This is a genomic window from Hymenobacter aranciens, from assembly GCF_030580865.1.
Classification (GTDB): Bacteria; Bacteroidota; Bacteroidia; order Cytophagales; family Hymenobacteraceae; genus Hymenobacter; species Hymenobacter aranciens.
In genome coordinates, this window is sequence record NZ_JAUQSY010000003.1 from 483,950 (window position 1) to 507,293 (window position 23,344).

General features: G+C 69.2%; 12 protein-coding genes. All 12 read left to right on the forward strand.

All coding sequences use genetic code 11. The features are described 5' to 3' along the window. The first annotated feature begins 17 nt into the window (after positions 1-17). The 12 genes from Q5H93_RS06640 to Q5H93_RS06695 all read left to right on the forward strand — a co-directional run bounded on the left by Q5H93_RS06640 (position 18) and on the right by Q5H93_RS06695 (position 23,332). On the forward strand, positions 18-647 hold the full coding sequence (locus tag Q5H93_RS06640) for a M949_RS01915 family surface polysaccharide biosynthesis protein (RefSeq protein WP_305005718.1): 630 nt from the start codon (positions 18-20) through the stop codon (positions 645-647). 25 nt (positions 648-672) lie between these two features. After that, positions 673-1,239, forward strand: a complete 567-nt coding sequence (locus Q5H93_RS06645) for a hypothetical protein (RefSeq protein ID WP_305005719.1) — start codon at positions 673-675, stop codon at positions 1,237-1,239. Between the two features lie 16 nt (positions 1,240-1,255). Further along, positions 1,256-2,077 carry a hypothetical protein gene (locus Q5H93_RS06650; RefSeq protein WP_305005720.1) on the forward strand — a complete coding sequence of 274 codons (822 nt, stop codon included), beginning with the start codon at positions 1,256-1,258 and terminating at the stop codon, positions 2,075-2,077. A gap of 23 nt (positions 2,078-2,100) precedes the next feature. Beyond that, entirely contained in the window at positions 2,101-2,658 is a 558-nt protein-coding gene (locus Q5H93_RS06655; protein WP_305005721.1) for a hypothetical protein, read from the forward strand. Positions 2,659-2,791: 133 nt separating this feature from the next. Further along, positions 2,792-3,643 (forward strand): OB-fold nucleic acid binding domain-containing protein, encoded by an 852-nt coding sequence (locus Q5H93_RS06660; RefSeq protein ID WP_305005722.1) that lies wholly within the window; start codon positions 2,792-2,794, stop codon positions 3,641-3,643. Positions 3,644-3,758: 115 nt separating this feature from the next. Next, on the forward strand, positions 3,759-4,442 hold the full coding sequence (locus Q5H93_RS06665; protein ID WP_305005723.1) for a response regulator transcription factor: 684 nt from the start codon (positions 3,759-3,761) through the stop codon (positions 4,440-4,442). Then, positions 4,439-5,767 (forward strand): sensor histidine kinase, encoded by a 1,329-nt coding sequence (locus Q5H93_RS06670; protein WP_305005724.1) that lies wholly within the window; start codon positions 4,439-4,441, stop codon positions 5,765-5,767. Before Q5H93_RS06665 ends, Q5H93_RS06670 begins: the two co-directional genes overlap by 4 nt. A gap of 582 nt (positions 5,768-6,349) precedes the next feature. Continuing rightward, positions 6,350-18,997 (forward strand): right-handed parallel beta-helix repeat-containing protein, encoded by a 12,648-nt coding sequence (locus Q5H93_RS06675; RefSeq protein ID WP_305005725.1) that lies wholly within the window; start codon positions 6,350-6,352, stop codon positions 18,995-18,997. 311 nt (positions 18,998-19,308) lie between these two features. Further along, a complete protein-coding gene (locus tag Q5H93_RS06680; RefSeq protein ID WP_305005726.1) occupies positions 19,309-21,309 on the forward strand; it encodes a sensor histidine kinase in 2,001 nt (666 codons plus the stop codon). Positions 21,310-21,363: 54 nt separating this feature from the next. Next, positions 21,364-22,173, forward strand: coding sequence for a LytR/AlgR family response regulator transcription factor (locus Q5H93_RS06685; RefSeq protein ID WP_305005727.1), 810 nt, complete (start codon positions 21,364-21,366; stop codon positions 22,171-22,173). 391 nt (positions 22,174-22,564) lie between these two features. Next, complete coding sequence (locus tag Q5H93_RS06690) at positions 22,565-22,780, forward strand: hypothetical protein (protein ID WP_305005728.1); 216 nt, start codon at positions 22,565-22,567, stop codon at positions 22,778-22,780. 54 nt (positions 22,781-22,834) lie between these two features. Further along, positions 22,835-23,332, forward strand: coding sequence for a peptidase associated/transthyretin-like domain-containing protein (locus Q5H93_RS06695; RefSeq protein WP_305005729.1), 498 nt, complete (start codon positions 22,835-22,837; stop codon positions 23,330-23,332). Positions 23,333-23,344: the final 12 nt, after the last annotated feature.

The following is a 23,344-nucleotide window of genomic DNA, read 5'->3' on the forward strand; positions in this document are numbered from 1 at the left end:
CTTTACCCCACCTGACGATGATGCAATTGCAAACAAACTCCCTGCTGGCCGCCCTGCTACTGTCGACCCCACTAGCCCAGGCCCAGCTCCGCGTGACGCCGCTGGCCCCCACCGCCGTACCCACCGCACTGAAGCGTAGTGGCAAAGTAGTGCAGGCCCTGCGCTACACCGACCGCACCGGCACCTACACCGTGCTGGCCACCCAAAGCGGCCCCGCGCCCGACCCCAAGGCCCAGGCCACCGACGGCCAGCGCGCCGACCTCTACGCCTACCAGTACCCCGCCACCGGGCCCGCCAGCTGGCAGGTACACGACTTCGAAGCCGACTGCCCCCTCGACCTGGCCGCCGCCTTCCGTCCCAAGGGCCTCAGCGTAACCGACCTCGACCAGGACGGCACGGCCGAGGTGTGGCTGGTGTACCGCACCGTATGCCGGGGCGACGTGAGCCCCAGCAACCAGAAGATTATCATGTACGAAGGCCCCAGCAAGTACGCCGTGCGCGGCACCGCCCGACTGGTGCTCGGCAACGGCCAGTTCGACGGCGGCACCTCCACCTTCGACGCCGCCTGGGCCGCCGCCCCGGCCGCCTTCCGCCAGCACGCCACCAGGCTCTGGCAGCAGCACCGCGACGAGAAGCCGGGCGAGTAGGGGCGCTCCTTATAGTATAGTACCCATGCCCGCTCTCCCGTACCCTCGCTGCACTGCCCTGCTGGGTAGCCTCGCCCTGGCCCTGGCCGCCTGCGACGGCCCGCCGCCCTCCACCACCACCCGCCCGGCCCCCCCGGCGGCGGCGACGCCCCCGCCACCCGCCCCCAACTACCGCCCCGCCACCAAGCAACGCCTCGGCGACACCGACTTCTACCTTACGCTGCCGCGTGGGTTCGCTCTCAAATCAACCAACGCCGCCGACTTCCTGGTGTATTACTTCGCCCCGGCCGACACCACCGTGCGCGCCGACTTCACGGGCGGCATCTACCTGGGTTCGCAGCCCCAGGGCGACGTGGCCGACACCACCAACGGCTGCCGTACCCGCCGCGCCACCGTGAGCCTGCTGGGCCGGCCCACGCCGGTCACCATTCACCGCTGCGCCACGGGCTACACCGTCAGCAGCGTGTTTGCCAGCCGCAGCGGCCGGGGCTGGGATGCCCAGGTCGATGCCTTCGGCGAAGCCAAATCGGCCGCCGGCCTGCGCCAGCTGCTGGCCGTGCTGGCCATGTTGCGCCGCCAGCCCAAGTCCTAAGCTTATTCTTACGCTGATGAAGCCCTATCTGCTCCTCGCCCCGCTCGTGCTGCTGGCCGCCTGCCGCCCCGACGACCAGCCCGCCACCACTGCCACCCCACCGCCCGCCACCTCTGCCCCGACGGCCGGGGCCCCGGCGGCTACTCCCGACACGCTGCACGTCGCCGATTCGCTGGGCCGCCGCGTGGCCGTGCTGCCGCTGCGCCCGAGCACGGCCGCCGCGTTTCAACAGCTGCCCGCCGGCCCGCTGCCCGTCCGCCCCACCGACAATCCTAACCCTGCGGCTACTGCCGATGCCCCGCTGCCCGCCGGCGGCCGGGTGCAGCGCCAGGGCCAGCAGCTGCGGCTGCGCCCCGCCCAGGGGCCGGCCGTCGTGCTCACGCCCCAGCCCTCGCCGGAGGATGGGCCCGAAGGCCGCGACATTGCCTACTATTATTGGGGCAGCCTGCCCGCCGCCCACCAGTGGGTGGTGGATGTGGTGATGGACGACGGCTCGTCGGTGCTGCTGGTCGACCAGCGCACCGGCCGCCGCACCAGTCTGCTGGGCGCGCCCAGCCTCTCGCCCGACGGCCGCCACCTGCTCAGTATGTGCGAGGACGTCAGCAGCGGCGGCACGCCCACTAACCTCAGCCTCTACCGCTGCGACGGTCCCGCGCCGCAGCTCGTCTGGTCGCGCAACCTCACCGCCTGGGGGCCCCGCGCCGCCCGCTGGCGCGATGCCCGCCACGCCATCCTGCTCCGCGCCCACGCCGCCACCGACCCCAGCGCCGACGTAGCCGAAGCCGCGCAGCACGTCCGCCTCAGCTACGCCGAGCTGGAGCTGCCCGCCCGGCCCTAATCTCATTTTCCATCGCCTTCGCTATGAACTTTCGCCCCTTTTCCCTGCGCCTGTTGCCCCTGGCGCTGCTGGCCGCCTGCACCGAGCCCACCGCCAGGCAACCTGAAGCTGCCGAGACTCCTGCTTCCGCTCCTGCCGCTCCCGGCCTGCGCACCGCCGCCTACGCCGGCGAGTACAATTGGGGCGACACCACCCGCACCGAGGCCGGCGGCACCCTCACCGTGTACCCCGAGTCGGACTCAACGGTGCTGCTCTACCTCGACATCAGCAACGGGCCGCCGGCCTTCCACCTCGGGCAGCTCTACCAGCGCGCCACCGTGCGCCAGGGCGTGGGCCGTTGCGCGTTCAAAGGGGAGTATGACTCGCTGGGCTGCGAGCTTCAGCTTGCCTTTAGCTCGCAGGCCGTTGTTATCAGAACTGAGGTGGGGCGCGGCGAATGTGGCTTCGGCCAGGGCGTGTATGCCGATGAAACCTATCGCCGCACCAGCGCCGCCGTGCCGCAGCAGTTCGACGATGGGGGAGGGCGTAAAGTAGTATTCAAGACCACCTCGCCGGAGCAGTACAGCGCGGCCGGCCAGTAGCCCCGGCTGCCTGATTGAGCAGGCTTTGGCCGGCTGAAGAAAAATTAATGTGGGCTTCAGGTGGTCCTCAGCAGGGGAGGCCAATTTTGAATCAGGAAAGCGGAACGAACCGCTGCCCTTTACCGCCTCACTTATGTTTTACTCCCCCCTGAAAACCGCCATTGTCACGCTGGCCGCGCTGCTGCTGGCCGACTCCCTCAGTGCCCAGCAGGCGCCGCCGCCCGCCGCGAACACGCCGACGGCCAAAACCAAAACCAAGCGCCCCAAGACCAGCGCGAGCCCGGCCGCTCCCGCTACCGCGGCGCTGCCGGCTCCCGGTATGCCGCTGCTGCCGCCGGCCGGCGGGCCGGGCATGGCCCCGCCGCCCGCCCCCGGCCACGGGCCGCTGCCCGGCCCCGGCCGGGGCCCGAAGCCGGGCGGAGTGCAGGTGCTGAGCGAGTTTAGCGGCACCATCACCAGCTACGTGGCGGCCAACGACGACCAGGTGTACGACAGTTTCGGCTTCAAAACCAGCACCGGCACCGATACCATGCGCTTCCCGCGCCACCTGGGGCAGGCGCTGATGGCCGCCGCCAAGCCGGGCAGCACCGTGACGATAACCGGCTTTCGCGACACCGACCCGCGGGGCCGCACGGCCCTGCACCTGGTGAGCCTGACGGCCAACGGCCAGACCCTGCGCGACACCCCGCCCACGCCGCCCGCCACCCCGCCCACCGAAGAAACCGTGACCGTGCGCGGCAGCGTGCAGCGCCTGACCCAGGGCCCCGCCGGCCGCGCCACGGCCGCCATCCTCACCGACGGCACGGTGCTGCGCCTGCCTCCCGCCGCCGCCGAGCAGCTGGCCGAAAAGCTGAAAGCCGGGGCCAGCGTGGCCGCCACCGGCACCGTGCGCGCCGCTCGGCCCGGCGAGGTGGCTGCCCGGCCGGTGCGCGTGGTACACGCCCGCACGCTCACCCTCGACGGCGTCCAGTTTCTGCTGCGCTAGCCGCTGGTTTGACCGTTCCTGATTATTGCGGCACCAGTTCTTGCGGGCTGGTGCCGCACTTTGGGGGAGCTGCTTACGTACAGCAGGCCGCCCACCTTATTCCCCGCCGAACTGCATGCGCATTCTGGTCATTGAAGATGAAATCCGGCTGGCCGAGTTTGTGTGCCAGGGCCTGACGCAGGCCGGCCACGTGGCCGACCGGGCCGACAACGGCGCGACCGGCCTGGAGCTGGCCGCCACCACCGAGTACGACGCCATTCTGCTGGACTTAATGCTACCGGGCCAGAACGGCCTGGAGGTGCTGCGCAACCTGCGCGAGTTTGGCGTGCCCACGCCGGTTATCATCGTGAGCGCGCTCAGCGGTACCGGGCACGTTATCAAGGGGCTCGATGCGGGGGCGGTGGATTACCTGCGCAAGCCCTTCGAGTTTGACGAGCTGCTGGCCCGGCTGCGGGCCTTGCAGCGCAAAACCGCCACCGTGCCGACGCTGCGCCTGCACGACCTGACCCTGGACCCCGTGCTGCGCCACGTAACCCGCGCCGGGCAGCCGCTGAGCCTCACCAACCGCGAGTTTGCGCTGCTGGAGCTGCTGCTGCGCTCGCCGGGCCGCGTCGTCACCAAAACCCGCATGGCCGAGAAGGTGTGGGACGTGGATTTTGACATGGGCTCTAACGTTATCGAAGTCCACGTATCGCAGCTGCGCCGCAAGCTCGACCGGGCTTTCCCCGACCTGCCGCCGCTGCTCGAAACCGTGGTGGGGCACGGCTACCGGCTGCGCGCCGCAGCCCCCACCGCATGAGGGCGCTGCGGGGGCTGCGCAGCCAGCTGGCGCTGGCGTTTGCGCTGGTGTTTGGGCTGGCGTTGGGGCTGGCGGGGCTCTACCAGTACCGGCAGGTGGGGCAGGTGCTGCACCAGGCCGACGATGCCCGCCTGCGCGCCCGCGCCTACCAGCTGCTGGAGCAGGTGGACGTGAGCGGCCCCGTGCCCGCGCTGGCGCTGCCCGGCCGGCACGAGCGGGCCCGGGTGGTGGCCGAGGGGCCCAGCTACGCCCGGCGCGAGCTGTTTCATTCGCCGGGGTTTGGCGGCGGGCTGGCCGGGTTGGGGCGGCCCTGGCGGGGCGTGCGGGTGCAGCGCACCGCGTATGATGCCAGCGGCTGGCCGGTGCGCATTAGCCTAGAGCTGGCGCACCCGGCCGCCCCGCTCACGGCCGACCTGCGCCGGGTACGGCTGGGGCTGTGGGCGGCGCTGGCGGGCAGCCTGGCGCTGGCGGCCGGGCTGGCGGCCGGGCTGGGCTGGTGGGTGCTGCGCCCCTTGCGGCGCATCAGCCGGCAGGCGGGGCGCATCGGGGCGGCACCGGGGGCCGAGCGCCTGCCCGAGCCCGCCACCGGCGACGAGGTGCAGGAGCTGGCCCAAACCCTCAACCGCATGCTCGACCGCCTGCAGGCCGGGGCCGAATTGCAGGATAATTTTCTGGCCGCCGCGGCCCACGAGCTGCGCACACCCCTGGCCGTAGTGCAGGCTGGCCTGGCCGTGACGCGCCAGGACCCCGCCCTGCCCGCGCACCTGCAGGCGCCCCTAGCGGTGCAGGCCGAGGAGGTGCAGCGCCTGAGCCGGCTGGTCGACGATTTCCTGCTGGTGAGCCGCCTGCGGGCCGGGGCGCTGCCCCTGCACCGCCAGCCCCTGGCCCTCGACGAGCTGGTGCTGGCCGTGGCCGACCGCCTGCTGCCGCGCTTCCGGGCGGCGGGCCGCCCGCTGCACCTCGCCATCGATGAGCAGGTGGCCGACTACACCGTGGCGGGCGATGCCGACAAGCTGACCACCGTGCTGCTGAACCTGCTGGAAAATGCCCTGCGCCACGCGCCGCCGGGCCGCGAGGTGCGGGTGCAGCTAAGCCGCGAGGAAGCCACCGGCTGGTACCGCGTGGCGGTGGCCAACCCAATACAGCACTCGCTGGGCGACCTCTCGCGCCTGACCACGGCCTACTACCAGGCCGAGGTGCTGAGCGAGGGCGCGGGCCTGGGGCTGTGGCTCAGCAACCGCCTCGCCGAGCTACACGGCGCGCCGCTGGCCCTGAGCGAGGCGGAGGGGGAGTTCGTGGCGAGCCTGCGGCTGCCGCCGGGGTAGGAGCGGGCGGCGTCCGGTGGGAAAAAACAGCGTGCGGAGCGGAAAACAGCGTGCGGTGGGGGAAATTTCCGTGCGGTGGAAAAAAACGGCGTCCGGTGGCGGGTTGCGGGCGTCCGGAGCGGAAAAACACCGTCCGGAAGTTGCAAAACAGCGTCCGGTGGGAAAAAACGGCGTCCGGAAGTTGCAAAACAGCGTCCGGTGGGAAAAAACAGCAGATTGATGCGTTTTGCGAGCGTCCGGCCGGGGGCGCGGGCGAGTTGGCTCAGAAAGTAGGCGGGATGATGCGGTGGGCGAGGCGGGGCGCTGGGCTGGTGGGGGTGGAGGTTGCCGAGGCAAAGGGGGAATGAACTTCGTTGGCGGCGGGCCGGGGCCGGGCCGAACGGGCCGGAAACCGGCCGGCGGCGGGGCGTTTGCAGTTTGCGCCAATAATCGAACCGTTCGGGCCGGGAATCGTGCCGTTCGGGTCGGGGGGCTAGGCTGGGGGTAGGGGAGTGGATAATTTTGTGCTTGTTTATGAAGGGTAATAGTTTGTTAACGTGAATTTTGGTCTCGTTGATAACTGTGCTGCCCACTACTCGCGCTATGGAAAAAAAAGTACGATTGAACGTCGGCAACGGGAGCGTTGGCCGGCGAAAACACATGAGCCTGCGGCGGCCGGAACCTCAGACTGCGGGATGGCTACGGGCCGCGCTACGGCAGCTGGCGGCGCCAAGCTGGGGTTGCCTCGTGCTGCTGCTGGTGCTGCTGGGCAGCGGCCGGGCGGCGCTGGCGGGCAATACTATCACGCCGAGCATCGGGGCTAATAATACCTCGCCGCTGCCGGGCAGCACGCTCACGCTCACGCTGGGCTACGTGAACACCTATACCAACGGCACCAACCGCACGGCCACGATAGTGCGGAACGGCACCATCACCGGGCTGCCGACGGGGCTGACGGGCGTGACCTTTGCCGGGCTGGGCGCGGCCGGGGCTACCTATAATACCGGCAGCGGCACCATCACCTTCAACACCGGCGCCAACGGCTACGACAATACGCTGGCGGCGAATGATAACACGCCCGACCTCGATTTCACCATTTCCTTCACCGTGCCGGTGGGCATGGCGGCCTTCACGGCCACCTCGGCCCCGACCACCAACACGCAATCGACGACCGTGAACCCGCAGTCGGTGAGCGTGACGGTGGCCCCGCAGCTGCCCGCCGACGTGAGCGTGACCGTGAGCGCGCCGGCCACGGCCCCGGCCGGGGCGCAGGCCACCATCACCGTAACGGCCACGAACACCAGTACCACTAACACGGCTACCGACGTGGTGGTGACGGCGCAGCTGGCCACGGGCCTGCCGGCTGGGGCCGTCAACGTATCGAACGACGGCACCTACGATGCCGGCACCGGGCGGGTAACGTTCCCGGCGCAGGCGCTGGGCCCCAATGGCACCTTCACGCCCACCATCCGGCTGCTGATGCCGGCCAGCGGCACCCGCACCGTGAAGGTGTCGGGCACCTCGGCGGTGGACGTGAACGCCGCCAATAACAACGGCAACGCTGCCAATGCCAACGCCACCATCACGGTGACGCAGGTGGCCGACGTGGCCATTTCGGTGAGCGGGCCGACGGCGGCCACGCCGGGTTCGGCCATTGTGTACTCGGTGCTGCTGACCAACCAGGGCCCCAGCACGGCCACCGGCCTGACGGCCCAGCTGGCGCTGGGCGGCGCGCCCACCAACGTGGTAGTCACCGGCGGCGGCACGCTGGCGGGCAGCACGGTGAGCTTCACGGTGCCGGGCGGCTCGCTGGCTTCGGGCAACTCGCTCATCTACACGGTGCGCCTGACGGTGCCTGCCACCGGGCCCGTGACCGGCACGGCCTCGGCCACCAGCACCACCGCCAACGGCGACCCCGTGGCGGCCAACAACAACGGCACGGCCCCGGCCTCGCAGGTGAGCACGGCCGTGGTGGCCAGCACGCCCAGCGAAGTGTGCGCCACGCCCGGCGCCAGCGGCAGCCTCACCTACAGCGGCACGCAGGGCATCAATACCTACTACCCCGGCCTGACCGGCACGGGCACCCAGAACCAGGCCGGCCAGAAAGTGCTGGCCATCGGGGCGGCCACTACGTCGGGCACCACGCCGGTGAGCGGCGCGCTGGCCGTGGGCGACCTCGTGCTGGTGATGCAGATGCAGGGCGCGCCTATTAATACGACTAACACCAGCAGCTACGGCGACGGCTACGCCGGCGACCCCGGCAGCGGCAGCCTTGGCGGCACCACCTTCACGGCCGGGCAGTATGAGTACGGCACGGTGGCCGCGCTGGCGGCCGGCACCGTCACGCTGACCAACAACCTCGTCAACACCTACCAGAACGCCAACGCCACGGCCACCACCGGCCAGCGGCGCTTCCAGATAATCCGGGTGCCGCAGTACCAGGACTTTACCCTGACGGCCAACCTCACCACCGTGCCCGCCTGGAACGGCAGCACTGGCGGCGTGCTGGCCCTCGACGTGGCCGGCACCCTCAACCTGGGCACCAACCGGGTGATTAACTTGGTGGGCAAAGGCTTCCGCGGCGGCGGGGGCCGGCAGCTGGGCGGGGCCGGCGGCCTCGGCTACGCCAACACCGACTACCGCACGCCCGCCACGGCCAACGTTAATGCCTCGAAAGGGGAGGGCCTGGCCGGCACGCCGCGCTACCTCAACAACGGCGGCACGACGGTAACCGACCTCGGCACCACCTTCGGCTACCCCGACGGCAGCACCGTGGGCGGCGGCGACAACGGCCGCGGCGCGCCCGGCAACGCCGGCGGCGGCGGTACCGATACCGCCCCCAATAGCAACGAAGAAAACACCGGCGGCGGCGGTGGCTCGAACGGCGGCACTGGCGGCCAAGGCGGCAACGGCTGGCGCTCGAACCTGCCCTCCGGCGGCTTCGGCGGGGCGCCCTTCCTGGCGGCGGCCCCGAGCCGGCTGGTGCTGGGCGGCGGCGGCGGCGCCGGCACCACCAACAACGGCACCGTGGCCGATGACGATACCTACCCCGGCAACGCCGGCCTGACCAACGACGGCTTTGCCAGCTCGGGCGCGGCCGGCGGCGGAATGCTGCTGGCCCGCGTGGGCAGCGTGAGCGGCACCGGCACCATCAACGTGAGCGGGGCCGACGTGGCCTTCGTGCCCGAAAACGACGGCTCGGGCGGTGGCGGCGGCGGCGGCTCGGTGCTGCTGCTCTCGAACAACACGGCCGCCACCGCCCTGACCGGCGTGACGGTGCTGGCCACGGGCGGCCAGGGCGGCTCGAACACCGGCGGCGGCTCAGCCCACGGCCCGGGCGGCGGCGGCTCGGGCGGGGTGGTGTTTGCCTCCTCGCCGTTGAACGCGGCCAGCTCCTACGGCGCCGGCACCAACGGCACTACTTTCAACGGCCTCGTGTACGAAGCCGGTCCCGGCACCAGCTCGCCGGCCTTCGTGCGCAACAGCGTGGGCTTCGACGAGACGCCGCTGCTGCAATCGGGCGCCAACTGCGTGGCCGACCTGACCACTACGCTCAGCGGGCCGACGGCCCTGGCTACCGGCGGCAACGCCGGGCCCTATACCGTCACTTTCACCAACAACGGCCCGGGCAGCGGCAGCTTCGCCACCCGCACCGTGACCCTGCCGACGGGCGCTTCGCTCAGCAGCCAGCAGCTGCTCGACATCCAGGCGCAGGCGCCGGGCGCGACCTACACCAGCGGCACGCGCGTCATCTCGTTTGGCGCGGCCAGTGGGGTAGCCAGCGGCGCCACCAGCAGCTTCATTTTCAGCTTCACGGCCCCGGCCACCACCGGCACCGGACTCACGTTGAGCAGCGCCGTGACCGCCGCCAGCGGCACCAACCAGGGGGCCAACCAAGCCGCCGACAACGCCTCGCTCACCCTGAGCGTGAGCAATGCCCTCACCGGCACCATCTTCGAAGACGTGAACTACGGCGGCGGCGCGGGCCGCAACTACGTCACGGCCAATGCTGGCTCGGGCCTGGCCAGCGGGGCCATCCGCCGGCCCGGCGTGCGCGTGGAATTGTATAATACCAGCACCGGCGCGTTCGTGGCCGCCGCTATCACCGACGCCAACGGGCAGTACGCCCTGCCGGTGCAGGCCAGCACCGGCTACACCCTGCGCGTGGTGAACAACACTGTAACCTCGGCCCGCCCCGGCGCCACCTTCAGCGGCGCGGCCTCGACGGGCTACCTGAGCAACCAGGTGGCGGTGCAAACCTTCAATGGCCTCACCGACCGCGTGGGCGGCGAGTACCCCGGCCGCGCCGATGCCGACGCCAACACCACCGGCGCCAACCTGAGCACCCTCACCGCCGGCAGCGTGGCGGCCCAGAGTCTGCGCACCCTTACCAGCGCGGCCAGCGGCCTCACCACCGGCCCCGATTTCGGCTTCAACTTCGACGTGGTGACCAACACCAACGACGCGGGGCAGGGCTCGCTGCGCCAGTTTATTCTGAACGCCAACGCTCTGGGCGGCGAAACCACGCTGGCCCAGAGCGGTAGCAGCGCCGCCGGCGCGCTGGCCGCCCAGCGCGAAACCAGCATCTTCATGATTCCCAACGGCGCCACCACCGCCGCCAACAACGTGCCGGCCGGCCTGCGCAGCTACAGCGCCAGCACCAACGCCGGTCTGGCCTCGCAGCTGAGCGGCGGCGTGGCGGTGATTACGCCCGCCACGACTCTACCGGCCATCAGCGGCCCCAATACCTTCATCGACGGCTCGACGCAGACCTTTAACATCGGCAATACCAACAACGTGACGCTGGGCGCGGGCGGCACCGTGGGCACGGCCGCCACCGCCCTGGGCACCGTGAACGGCCCCGAAGTGCAGCTCAGCGGCACGGCGGTCGTGGCGACGGGCCTCGACGTGGCCGCCACCGGCACCGGCGCGGGCGTGCTGGGCCTGGCCATCTACGGCTTCGGCACCAACGGCGACAACGACAACAGCGCCGGCATCCGGGCCGCCACGGGCGGGCTGACTATCAGCCGCAACGTGCTCGGCAGCCCAGCTACCGGCTTTACGGACCCCGGGAACAGCACCCGCGGCCTCGGCGACGGCATCCGCCTGACGGGCGGCACCACGGCCAGCAGCATCAGCAACAACCTCATCGGCTATAACGGCGGCAAGGGCATTGCCATCAGCGCCGGCGTGACTACCGTGAGCGTGACTAACAACGAGGTGCGCTCGAACGCTCAGAACGGTCCGGCCTGGGACGGCATCGACGTACAGGGCAGCGCCGCCACCGTGACCGGCAACCTGTTTGTGAACAACGCCGGGGTGGGCATCGACAGCTACAACTCGGCCGGCGCGAACACCATCACGGGCAACACCGTGAGCGGCAACGGCCGCGGCACCGCCACGCTGGCCCCCGACGAAACGCCCGGCATCCGCCTGTTTGGCGCGCTGAACGTGGTGAGCCAGAACGTGAGCACCGGCAACTACGGCGCTGGGGTGATGGTGGTAAACAGCTCGCCCACGACGACCATCAGCCAGAACTCCATTTACAACAACGGCACCGTGGCGGCCCTGAACGGCGCGGCCGCTACCGGCCAGCTTGGCATCGACCTGACCAACGGCAACACCGCCACCGGCGACGCGCCCTTTCTGACCCTCAACGACAACGGCGACACTGACGGCGGGGCCAACGGCCTGCTAAACTTCCCGGTCATCACCTCGGCCACGGTGGTGGGCGCGAACCTGGTGGTGCAGGGCTTTACCCGCCCCGGCGCCCGCATCGAATTCTTCAACCCCGGTCCCGTGGCCGACCCCAGCGGCTTCGGCGAGGGCCAGACCTACCTGGGCACCGTGACCGAGGGCGGCGCGGCCGGCGGCGGCAACCTAGTGGCCGACACCAACGCCGACACCGGCAGCTACGGCCCCGGCCTCATCAACGGCCTGAGCCAGGGCACCGACAACACCAACCGCTTCACCTTCAACATCCCGCTGACCGGCAGCTTTGCCGGCTACGCGGCGGGCTCGCTGCTCACGGCCACGGCCACGCTGGACGGCGCTACCTCCGAGTTTGCGGGCAACGTGGCGGTGAACACCGCCCCGGTAGCCAACACGCTGACCAATACCGCCGGCATCCCGAACACCAGCGCCCCCGTGGCCCTGGCTCCTGGCCTGAGCGGCACGGCCAACGGCAGCGGCAACAGCATTGCCGCCTACACCATCGTGAGTTTGCCCGCCAGCGGCACGCTGAGCTACGTGAGCGGCAGCACCACTACGACCGTGGCGGCCGGCACCACCATCACGGCGGCCCAGTTGGCCTCGCTGCGCTACACGCCGGCCAGCGGCACCACCGGCAACGTGAGCTTCACCTACACCGTGACCGACGCCAACGGCATCGCCAGCCTCTCGAACAATAGCGGCGGCACCATCACGGCCGGCCCGGCTACCTACACCATCCCCGTGACGGCCGTGGCCGACGTAGCGACGACCATCACGCCCTCGGCCACCCCGGTAAATGCCGGCGCGGCCCTGAGCTTCAACGTAACCTACACCAACGCCGGCCCGAACCTGGCCGCCAGCTACGCCCAGACGCTGACGCTATCTAGCGGCCTGGGCGCGGGCAACGTGACCTTTGCCAACCTGCCCACGGGCGTGACGGCCAGCTACAACACCGCCAACGGCCAGGTGACCTTCACCGGCACGCCCACGACGCTGGCCAGCGGCGCCAACCAGAACCTGACGGTGAGCATCGCCGTCGTGCCGGCTGCCTTGAGCAGCATTACGGCTGCCACCACCATCACCACCAGCACCGGGCAGGGGGCCGATACCGGCGCCAACTCGGCCAGCGTAACCGTGCCGGTGACGCCGGTGGCCGACGTGACGACGACCCTGAGCGGGCCGACGCAAATCATCCCGGGCAGCACCAATACCTACGCGGTTAATTTCCTCAACAACGGCCCCAGCCCGGCCGCCGGCGTCACGCGCACGGTGAGCATCCCGGCTGGGTCCAGCAACGTGACGGCCGCGGGCGGCACTATTGGAGGCAACACGGCCAGCGGCTTCACCATCACCTACACGCCCAGCCCGACGACCCTCGCCAGCGGCAGCCCGACGCCTTACAGCTTCAGCTTCACCGCGCCCACGGCCACCGGCACCACCTACGCGCTGACCAGCACCGTGGGCACCAGCACCAGCCAGGGCGCCGACGCGGCCCCCAACTCGGCCACCCTGAGCCTGACCACGGCCGGGGCCGGCCTGGCCTGCAACTCGGTGTTTTACCGGGTGCGCGAGGTGAGCGGCAACTCGCTGCTGGAGCGCCTCGACCGCAGCAGCGCGGGCGGCACCATCACCTACGCCGGTACCACGCTCTACAGCACCGGCGTGAGCCTGAATGCCCTGGCTTTCAACTACGCCGACGGCTACCTCTACGCCTTCCGCACCAACTCGAACGTGCTTTACCGCCTCAGCAGCACCGGGGCGCAGGAAGTGGGCGCCATCGCGGGCATCCCGGCGACGGGGGCCAACGCGGCTACCTCGGATTTGAACGGGCTGATGTACATCGCCGACAACAGCACCACTACGCTCTACCGCCTCAACCTGAGCACGCTGACCCTGACCTCGACCGTGACCCTGAGCGCGGCGGTGAACTTCGGCGACATGGCCTACAACCCCGTGGACAATAATATCTACGCCAACCGCTACTACGCTGCCTCGGGCACCAACGGCGTGGCCCGCATCAACCCGACCTCGGGGGCGGTGACGGTGCTGGGCACGCCCGCCACGAGCGGCGACGACGTGGGCTCGCTGTTCTTCGACGCGGCCGGCGGCCTCTACGCGGCCACCAACCAGGGCAGCTTCGTGGGCTTTAACACCAGCACCGGGGCCTCGACCTTGATTGGGGCGGCGGGCTCGGCCGCGCAGTCCGACGGCGCCTCCTGCGTGTTCCCGACCGAGGAGCTTGATGTGGTGCTGAGCGCCGGCACGCCGGTGCGGGTGAGTTCCACGGCTTTCGACGTGACCTACACCGTGCGGGTGAAAAACACCGGCGCCGTGAGCGATGCCAACGTGCAGGTAAACAATTTCCTCAACGACGGCACGAACCCAACCGGCGCGGCCTTCCCCGGCGCCAGCAGCGTGACCGTGACGACGGCTCCGTCCATCGCCAGCGGCCCCGCCCTAGCCCTGAACGGCGGTTTCAACGGCACCAGCAGCACCGGCCTGCTGGCCGGCACCACGGCCCTGGCCAGCAACGCCACCAGCGTCATCACCTACACCGTGCGGGTGACTTACCCGAGCGTGGCCGCCATCCCGACTACCGCCCAGAACAATTCGGTGTACGCCAGCACCACGGGCACCTCGCCCAACGCCGGCTACGTGCTGGTGAACGGCACGGCCCTGGCCCCGACCGGCGTACTGGCCGGCGACCAGTCGACCACCGGCAGCACCCTGCCCGCCACGCCCGGCGCCGACACCCCCAGCCCGACCCCGGTCACCTTTGCCAACCCGCTGGTGCAAAACATCACCAACGTGACGCTCAACAACACGGCCCCCGCCACCGTGCTCAACCCCAACCTGAGCGCCACGCCGGGCCTCAACGGCACGGGCGCGGCCATCAGCTCGTTCACCATCAGCGCCCTCACCGGCAGCGGCACGCTACGCTACAACGGCACGCCCGTAACCGGTTCGCTCACGGTGCTGGTGGCCAATGTGGGCCTGCTGACCTACCAGCCCGTGCCCGGCAACGTGAGCAGCCCCTCGTTCACGTTCTTCGCCACCGACGCCAACGGCGGCGTGAGCAACACCGCCACCTACACCATCCCGGTGCAGAGCCTGGCCGACGTAACGACGACCCTCAACGGCCCGGCCCAGCTGAGCACCGGCACCGCCGCCGGCCCCTACACCGTGACCTATGCCAACGTGGGCCTGGCCGCCGCCGGCATCGTAACCCGCACCCTGACGCTGCCCGCCGGCGCCACCAACATCGTAGCTCCCAACGGCACGATTACGGGCACCAGCATCGACTTTGGTAACGTGACCAGCCTCGCGGCAGGCGGCAGCGCCAGCTTCACGTTCAGCTTCACGGCTCCGGCTACGGCCGGCGCGGTGGCCATCGTGAGCACTACGACTACGACCTCGAACGAGGGCACCAACCCGGCCCCGAACAGCAGCACCATCAGCGCCACGGTAACGGCCGTGACCGACGTGGCCGCTACCATCGCGCCCCTCGCGGGCACGGTGGCCGCCGGCTCGCCGGGCGCGGGCTTCACGGTGAGCTTCGCTAACAACGGCGCCCTGACGGCCGCCGGCGTGACCCGCATGGTGCAATTGCCGGCCGGCCTCGGCGCGGTGAGCGCCACCAACGGCGGTAGCTACGACAACACCACCGGCCTGGTCACCTACGCGCCCTCGCCGACGACCATCGCCAACGGCGCGCCGCTGACCTCGGTTATCACCTTCGCGGCTCCCGCCAGCGGACCGGTGGCGGCCACGGCCAGCGTGAGCACCACCAGCTTCGAAGCCGGCCAGACGGCCAACAACACGCAGTCGGCCACGCTGAGCATCACGCCGGGCTTCAACCTGATAACCACCATCGACGGCCCCACCACCACCGTGCAGGGCAACCCTCTGACGCTGTACGTGACCACGGCCAACAACGGCCCCAGCGCCGCCCCCAACGCCCAGCAGGCGGTGCAGCTGACTGGCGGCCTCGCCAACGTGTTCGTGAGCAACGGCGGCAGCTACAACGCCGCCAGCGGCCTGGTAACCTTCCCGGCCCTGCCCTCGCTGCCCAGCGGCCAGGCCGTAGCCAACACCATCAGCTTCACGGCCCCCGCGGTGGGCACCACCCTGGCCCCGGCAGCCACCGTGACGCCCAACACGACCCCGGCCGGCGAAACCGCCCCGGCCAATAACCTGGCCTACCTGAACGGCGCGGCCACCAGCACGAGCATCACTATCACGGCCCCCACCACGCCGCAGGCCAATGCCTACGCCACCATCAGCGGCGCGCCCGCCACGGTAGCCGCCGGCGGCACCATGAGCCTGACCGTGACTGCCGGCAACGCCGGGCCGGCCCCGGCCAACAGCCTGATTGCCCGCGTGCAGCTGCCCCCTGGCCTGGCCAGCGCCACCTTCACCCTCGACGGCGCCACCGGCACCTTCGACGGCGGCACGAACACCATCACCTTCGCCGGCGGCGCTACCTATAGCCTCACCACCGGCTTGCTGACGCTGCCCACCGTCGCCACGCAGGTGGCCGGTACCGCGCAGTCGTATGCCCTAGCCTTCCCGGCCCCGGCCGACCCCGGCAACGACGGCCAGCTGCTGCTAACGGCCGCCGTGAGTACCGCTACCTCCGAAACCGTGCTGAGCGACAACCTCGCCGCCAGCACCGTGCGCGTACTACCGACTACTGATTTGGCAACCACCATCAGCGGCCCGGCCAGCGCCGGGGCCGGCCAGCCGGTGAGCTACACCGCTACCTTTGCCAACAACGGCCCCGGCCTGGCGCTGGGCGTGGCCCGCACTGTGCAGCTGCCCGCCGGCCTGTCGGCGGTAGCCGTCACGGATGTGGCTACTGGCCTGGCCGCCGGCACCTACGACAGCACTACCGGCCTGCTGACGCTGCCCGCGCTGACCAGCCTGTCGGTCGGTAGCAGCGCGGCCTACACCATCGGCTTTGCGGCCCCGGCCACCAACTTTGCCCCCCGTAGCGCCGTGAGCGCCACCACCACGGATGGCGTAACGGTGAACAACCGCGCCGCCACCAGCACCACCGTAGCCGCCCTGGCCGACGTGGCCGTGGCCCTGAGCGGCCCCGCTACCGCCGTAGTCGGCAACCCGGTAACCTACTACGTGACGACCACAAATAACGGCCCCAGCGCCGCCACCGGCGTGGCCACCACCCTGCAATTGCCCGCCAACCTGAACGGCGTGACGGTGAGCAACGGCGGCAGCTACGTGAGCAGCAGCGGCTTGGTAACGTTCACCGCCATCGGTGCTCTGGCCAGCGGCACGAGCGTGGCCGACTACGTGACCTTCACGATGCCCAGCGCCGCCGGCGGCCAACTCAACGGCGTGGCGACGGCCACCGCCACCAGCACCGACCCGGTAGCTGCCAACAACACCGTGAGCACCGCCACCAGCGTGGCCCCGGTCACGGGCACGCTGGCCGACGTCGCCACCACGGTGAGTTTGCCCGCCAGCGCCACCGCCGGCAGCAGCACCACCGCCACGGTTACCTTCACCAACAACGGCCCGGCCGCCGCCCTCAACGTGGCCCCGACCCTGCAGCTACCCGCTGGCCTGACCGGCCTGACGGTGAGCAACAGCGGTAGCTACAACCCGGCTACTGGCGTGGTTACCTGGCCCCTCATTGCCAGCCAGGCCAGCGGCAACACCGCGACCTACACCGTGGCCTTCGCGGCCCCGGCCAGCGGCCCGCTGCGGGCCAGCAGCGCCGTAAGCTCGCAAACCAGCGACGGCAACCTTAATAACAACTCGTTCACGACCACCGCCACTGTGACGGCCAGCTACGACGTGACTATCAGCCTCGGTGGCCCGGCCGGCACCCTGCCCGGCGCCACGAACACCTACACCGTGACGACGACCAACAACGGCCCCAGCGTGGCCAGCTCGGTAACGCCGACGGTGACCCTGCCGGCCGGCCTCACGGCCAGCAACATCAGCGGCGGCGGCAGCCAGACGGGTGCCGTCATCACCTGGCCGGCTATTACTAATCTGGCTGCCGGCCCGGCCAGCGCCGTGGCCTACACCTTCGACGTGCCCATGCCCGCCACTGGCAGCCTGCTGCTGAACGCCGCCGTGACCGGCACCGGCGAGCCGGCCGCCAACACCGGCAACAACACGGCCAGCACTACCACCGCCCGCAGCAACCGCCCGCCGGTGGCCGCCAACGTGGTGAATGCCCGGCAGTCGCCCCAGGGCAACACCGCCACCACGGCCCTGCCGCTCACCTCGCTGGCCGCCACCGATGCCGACGGCACCATCGCCAGCTACCAGCTCACCGGCAGCCTGCCGCCCGCCAGCCAGGGCATACTGTATTACAACAATAACGCTGACGGTGTGAGCGGTAGCTACGTAGTCCTGCCCATCGGCCAGGCCTTGAGCCAAGCCCAGGCCGGCACCCTGCGCTTCGACCCGACGGACGGCTACGCCGGCAACGTGTTCTTCACCTACACGGCCACCGACAACCTCACTGCCGGCAGCAACGCGGCCCTCTACACCCTGGCCGTGGGCCAGGACAACGCTTCGCGCTACTCCGCTACGCCCAGCAAGGGCGGCCCCGACAAGTACGTGACCAACGACGTGCTGGCCTTTGTTATCGACCCCAACGGCGCCCGCTACAACAGCGCCGGCCTCATCTTCGACCAGACCACCGGCGCCATGCAAACCGGCGTAACCAACGGCCTGGCCGCCACCGGCACCAACGCCCAGCTGACGCCCGTGGGCACCGCCCCCGGCCAGACCCCGGCCCCCGCCGGCAACCCCACCAACACGCTGCCCCCCGGCACCGCCCTGAACCCCAGCACCGGCCAGATTTACGTGAGCACCGCCAGTCTGCTGCCGCGCGTCACCACGGCCACCACCTACACCGTAAACATCACGACCACCGACGTGTACGGCGGCGTGACGACGCAGCCGGTGAGCTTCACGCTGGGCGCCTTCCCGCTGCCGGTCGAGCTGACCGTGTTCACGGCCCAGGCCGTGCGCAACGTGGACGGCCTGCTGAAATGGACCACCGCCTCGGAGAAAAACAACGACCACTTCGACGTGGAGCGCAGCCTCGACGGCCGCAGCTTCGAGAAGATAGGGGAGGTGCGCGGCCAGGGCAGCAAAGCCAGCCCCACCGCCTACGCCCTAACCGACGCCCACGCCGCCCGCCTCGGCCGCCAGCTCTACTACCGCCTCCGGCAGGTGGACGCCGATGGCAGCAGCAGCTACTCGCCGGTACGCACCATCAGCTTTACCCAATTTGCCGAACCCAACATCAGCCTCTGGCCCAACCCAATGGTTGGTACCACCAACCTGGACCTGAGCCAGCTGCCCGCCGGTAGCTACGAAGTGCGGGTGCTCGATGCCACGGGCCGGGTGATTCTCGGTGCTCAACTAACTGCCGGACAGTCGCATCTGCTCAATATTGCCGCCGTTGCCAATGGCACCTACACGGTGCTGGTGCGCGGCACCGAACCAGGTAATTCTCACGTTGGCCTGACCAAGCGCCTGATTAAAAATTAGGTACTGGTACTCCTGGCAGGCTCTCGAAAAGCCCTCAACCGTTGGTTGGGGGTTTTTTCCGTTTCAGCTTCCTTCACTCTGGCCGATTTTCCGTCCGCCCAGGCCCGGCGCAATTTCAGCCGGTTTTTGACCTTGTTCACCTAGTTTCTGCCATTGTTCGACTTCCAGACGGCACATTCTGCCCGCCCGACCCACCGCCGGACTTCGCTTGCCCGGCCAACAGTGGTATTTTTGCCTTGCTGTTTAGCACTCGTTTATCCACGAATTTCCTCGGTATGCTGCGTTCAAGGTGTTGGTTTTTTGGAGTTGTATTGAGGCGGCTGTGCCTGGTAGTCGGGGGCCTGCTGGCCACCAGCCCGGCACTGGCGCAGCAACTGCCGGCGTCGAAGTACCGCAGCCGGGCCACCGACTCGCTCCGGCTGGAGGTCCGGAACCCAGCCCTGCCCGATTCGCAGCGGGTGCTCACCCTGATGTCGCTGGGGCAGCATTATTTTATGAATGATAACGCGGCTTCCATCCGCGTGACGCAGGCCGGACTGCAGCTCGCCCGCGAGAAGAAGTTTGTGCGGGGCGAGCTCATTGCCCTGAGCAACCTAGCCCGCACCTACGCCGGCGCGCAGGAGCTGCCCGAGGCCGAGCGCTGGGCTCAGGAGTTGCGCCGTCGCGCCTGGGTAGCCCCGGCCAATCTGCAGCGGTTTCGCATCGTAGCCCTGCAAACCCTGGCCTCGGTGGCCATCAATCAGGGCAATATGCAGCTGGCAACGAAATATTTCCGGCAAACCTTGCCGATGATGTACTTGGTTGCAAACCGGCCTTCTTCCGATTTTCCGCTTATCAGCTACGGCGGGCTGAGCGAGCTCTACACCTATGAGGTAGTCGAGAACCCACACCCGGCCGATTCGCTGGTGCGCGCGGCGCGCTTCTACACCAATCGCCTGGCCCGGATGGCCGCGGCCTACGTGGCCCGCTTCGGCGCCGACCCCACCAATGCCGACCGCCGCGACATGCTGGCCAACGCCTACGTGTCGCTAGGACGATTGAGCGACATTGCCGGCTACGACTCGGCTGCGTACTATTTCAGCCGGGCCCTGCCGCTCTACCAGGCGCTGGGCTACGGCGCTATCGAAAGCCAAACGCGCAGCTTTTGGGCCAGCAGCGAGCTCCGCCACCACCGCTACCCGGCGGCCCAGGCCCACGCCCGGGAAGCACTACGCGTGGCCCACGCCACCCAGAACCCCACCGACGAGTACCAGGCCCGTGATGTGCTGGCCGAGGCCCTGGCCGCCACCGGCCAGCACGTCGAGGCCTACCAGCAGTCGCGGCGCGCCCGCCAGCTCCACGACTCGCTCGAAACCGTCGCCAACCACACCGAGCTCCAGAACCTGCAGGTGCGCTTCGATACTGAGCGCAAGGAGGACCAGATACAGGAGCTGACCCAGCAGCAGCAGGAACAACAGCTCCGCGCGCAGCAGCAGCGCCAGCGCCTCTGGCTGTTGGGCGGCTTGTTGATAATTACCCTGTTGGGCGCCAGCGCCGTGGGCGTGCTGGCCTTGCGTCTGCGCCGCAGCCGGGCCCAACTGGCGGCCCAGCACCAGCAGCTGGCCCTGCAAAATGAGGAGCTCGTGCAAACCCGCGCCGCCCAGGACCGCCTCTACGCCCTGGTAGCCCATGACTTACGCTCGCCCGTGGTGGCTTTCGCCGGGCTGGCCGACCTGCTCAACCGCTACGTGCAGCGCCAGGATACCCAGCGCCTGGCCGGCCTCGGCGGGCGCATCCGCCAGGCGGCCCAGAACCTAAGCGAGTTGCTCGACAACCTGCTCAACTGGGCCGTGAGCCAGCGCGGCGAGCTCACGCCCCAGCCCCGCCCCCTGCGCGCTACCGAATTGCTGGCCGAAATAGCCGACCTTTACCAGAATGCCGCCGATGCCGCCGAAGTATCCCTGACCGTGGAGGCCCCCGCCGACCTGCTGCTGCAGGCCGACCCCGACATGACCCGCACCATCCTGCGCAACCTCACCGGCAACGCCCTCAAAGCCACGCCCACCGGCGGCCACGTCCACCTGCGGGCCGAGCGGCAGGCCGACGGCATCCACCTGCTGATAACCGACACCGGCCAGGGCCTCGACGCGCAGGTGCTGGCCCAGCTGTCGGCCGGCCCGCGGCTGCACGTGGCCAGCAAGGGCCGGGGCGCCGGCCTGGGCCTGCTGCTGAGCCGCAATTTTGCCGAGGCGCAGGGCGGCCAGCTGGTGCTGGCCAACCTGCCCGACGGCACCGGCACCGTGGCCACGCTCACGCTGCCGCAGGCGGCGTAGTTCAGTCCAGTAAATACCTGTATGTCAAACTTATTCTTCCTTGAAAACAACCTTATGTCTTTCGCCAATTCCAGCCTCCGCGTCCTGATAGTTGAAGATGAGCCGCTGTTTGCCGACCTGCTGGAGGAAGCCTTGCTCGACCTTTCGTACCACGTCATCGGCCCCGCCTACGATGCGGCGGGTGCCATGGCCCTGCTGCGCTCCACCAGCCCCCCGCCCGACGTGGCGCTACTCGACATCCACCTCGGCGAGCGCGGCCCCGACGGCATCGAGCTGGCCGCCCGCCTGCTGGCCGAGCGCCCCCTGCCGCTGATTTTCCTGACTTCCCAGACCGACACCGAGTCCTTCGAGCGGGCCCGGCAGGTGGGCCCGGCCGCCTACCTCGTGAAGCCCGCCGACGCGGGTGCCCTGCAACGGGCCATCGAGCTGGCCGTGTCCAACTTTGTGGCGGCCCATCCCAGCGGCAGTACCCCCACCGCCGACGACGACGACCACGGCACCGAAGGCCCTATTTTCACCTCCGCCACCACGGGTGCGCTGCTGCCCAACGCCTTGTTCGTGAAAGAAGAAGGCCTGCTGGTGAAGGTAAACCTGGAAGAAATCTCGTGGATTGTAACGGAGGGTAAAACCTGCCGCCTGGCCCTGAGCAAGGGCCGCATCGTGTCGGTGCGCCAGCCCTTGCGCGACATCAGCCAGCACCTGCCGGCGGAGAAGTTCGTGCAGATTCAGCGCAGCTACCTCATCAATGCCGACTGCATCGAGCGCATCGACCCGGTGCGCAATATCGTGCAGGTGTCGGGGCAGCTGCTGCCCATCGGGCGCGCCTACCGCGACGCGCTGCTGGAGCGCCTGCACCTGGTATAAGCCTGGTACTGAAGACTGCCGTAGCCGGTAAGTGTCGCAACGCAAGCGGGGTTTAGAAGAGACTGGCTGGTATCCGTTGCCAAACGGGTGCCGGCCAGTCCTGCGTTTGGGCCACCCGCCTTGGCACTGCCGGCTGGGAGGAATAAGGGAGGGGCGGCCCAATCCGGCTTGCGCCGCAAATCGCCGCACTCACGCCGCAAATCGACCCGTTGGGGCCAGGAATTTGCCAGTGCTTTAGGGATGGGGTAAATTCGTAATACCATTCAACAACAGCTAATTATTGGCCGGTTGAAGGAGCGCGAAGCCTGTGGCAGGCCGGCGCGAAGGCAACCCGCCAGCGGCCTGGTTGCCTCCGCGCCCCTTGTCGCCTCACTCTGCCCCGGTAAATCCAATGACGTCTTCGCCGATGAAAGCGCCGCTGAAATTCCTCATCCTGCTGCTCGGCACCAGTAGCGTGGCCGCCGCGCAGCCCGCCCCCGCGGCGGAAGCGCAATGGTCCGCCAGCCCTATGCAGTATTGCTACATCCTGCTCGGGTTCGTGCTGCTGGTCATCGTTGGCTACAGCGTCCGCCGCTCCGGGCAAGGCCGCCGCTCCTTCCGGCGGTAGACTGAGGCCACTGGGCCCACCGTCTCTTGCTTACTCCCCATCAATTATCGTTTTATGAAAACCACTTTTCAATGCACTGCCGGTTTTTCGCTGGCCCGACCGGTAGTATTGCTGCTGAGCTCTTTATTGCTGACGCTGGCAGCCGAGGCAGCCACTATCCACACCCGGCCGGCCACCGCGTCCCTGTCCTTGGGTACCGAGAGACCCGCCGCCAAACCGCGCAGTGCTAAGCCCGCCGTTCGCACTGCGTCGCGCCGCCTGCCGGCCCGCAAAGTGATGGTGGTGGAAGCCCAGGCCGAAACCGCCGTCAGCAACTACTGCTGGGGCCAGGTGCTGGGCCCCGACCACCGGCCCTTGCCGGGCGCCTGCGTATTCGTGGCCGGGCAGCCGGGCATTATTGCTGCCACCAACTCCGAAGGCAAATTCCGGCTTCGGCTGTCCGCTTCGGCTGCTCAAACGCTGACCGTAGCCTACGCCGGCCTGCGCGACCAACAGGTGCCCGTGGCTAACACGCTGGCTAAAAATCTGGTCATCGTGTCGCTGCAGCGCTAAGTAACCAATGAA

Excerpts from the sequence above, each read along its gene's own strand:
- Q5H93_RS06675 (WP_305005725.1), top strand. The coding sequence starts at position 6,350 with ATGGAAAAAAAAGTACGATTGAACGTCGGCAACGGGAGCGTTGGCCGG.
- Q5H93_RS06660 (WP_305005722.1), top strand. The coding sequence starts at position 2,792 with ATGTTTTACTCCCCCCTGAAAACCGCCATTGTCACGCTGGCCGCGCTG.
- Q5H93_RS06690 (WP_305005728.1), top strand. The coding sequence starts at position 22,565 with ATGACGTCTTCGCCGATGAAAGCGCCGCTGAAATTCCTCATCCTGCTG.
- Q5H93_RS06655 (WP_305005721.1), top strand. The coding sequence starts at position 2,101 with ATGAACTTTCGCCCCTTTTCCCTGCGCCTGTTGCCCCTGGCGCTGCTG.
- Q5H93_RS06670 (WP_305005724.1), top strand. The coding sequence starts at position 4,439 with ATGAGGGCGCTGCGGGGGCTGCGCAGCCAGCTGGCGCTGGCGTTTGCG.
- Q5H93_RS06650 (WP_305005720.1), top strand. The coding sequence starts at position 1,256 with ATGAAGCCCTATCTGCTCCTCGCCCCGCTCGTGCTGCTGGCCGCCTGC.
- Q5H93_RS06695 (WP_305005729.1), top strand. The coding sequence starts at position 22,835 with ATGAAAACCACTTTTCAATGCACTGCCGGTTTTTCGCTGGCCCGACCG.
- Q5H93_RS06685 (WP_305005727.1), top strand. The coding sequence starts at position 21,364 with ATGTCTTTCGCCAATTCCAGCCTCCGCGTCCTGATAGTTGAAGATGAG.
- Q5H93_RS06645 (WP_305005719.1), top strand. The coding sequence starts at position 673 with ATGCCCGCTCTCCCGTACCCTCGCTGCACTGCCCTGCTGGGTAGCCTC.
- Q5H93_RS06665 (WP_305005723.1), top strand. The coding sequence starts at position 3,759 with ATGCGCATTCTGGTCATTGAAGATGAAATCCGGCTGGCCGAGTTTGTG.
- Q5H93_RS06640 (WP_305005718.1), top strand. The coding sequence starts at position 18 with ATGATGCAATTGCAAACAAACTCCCTGCTGGCCGCCCTGCTACTGTCG.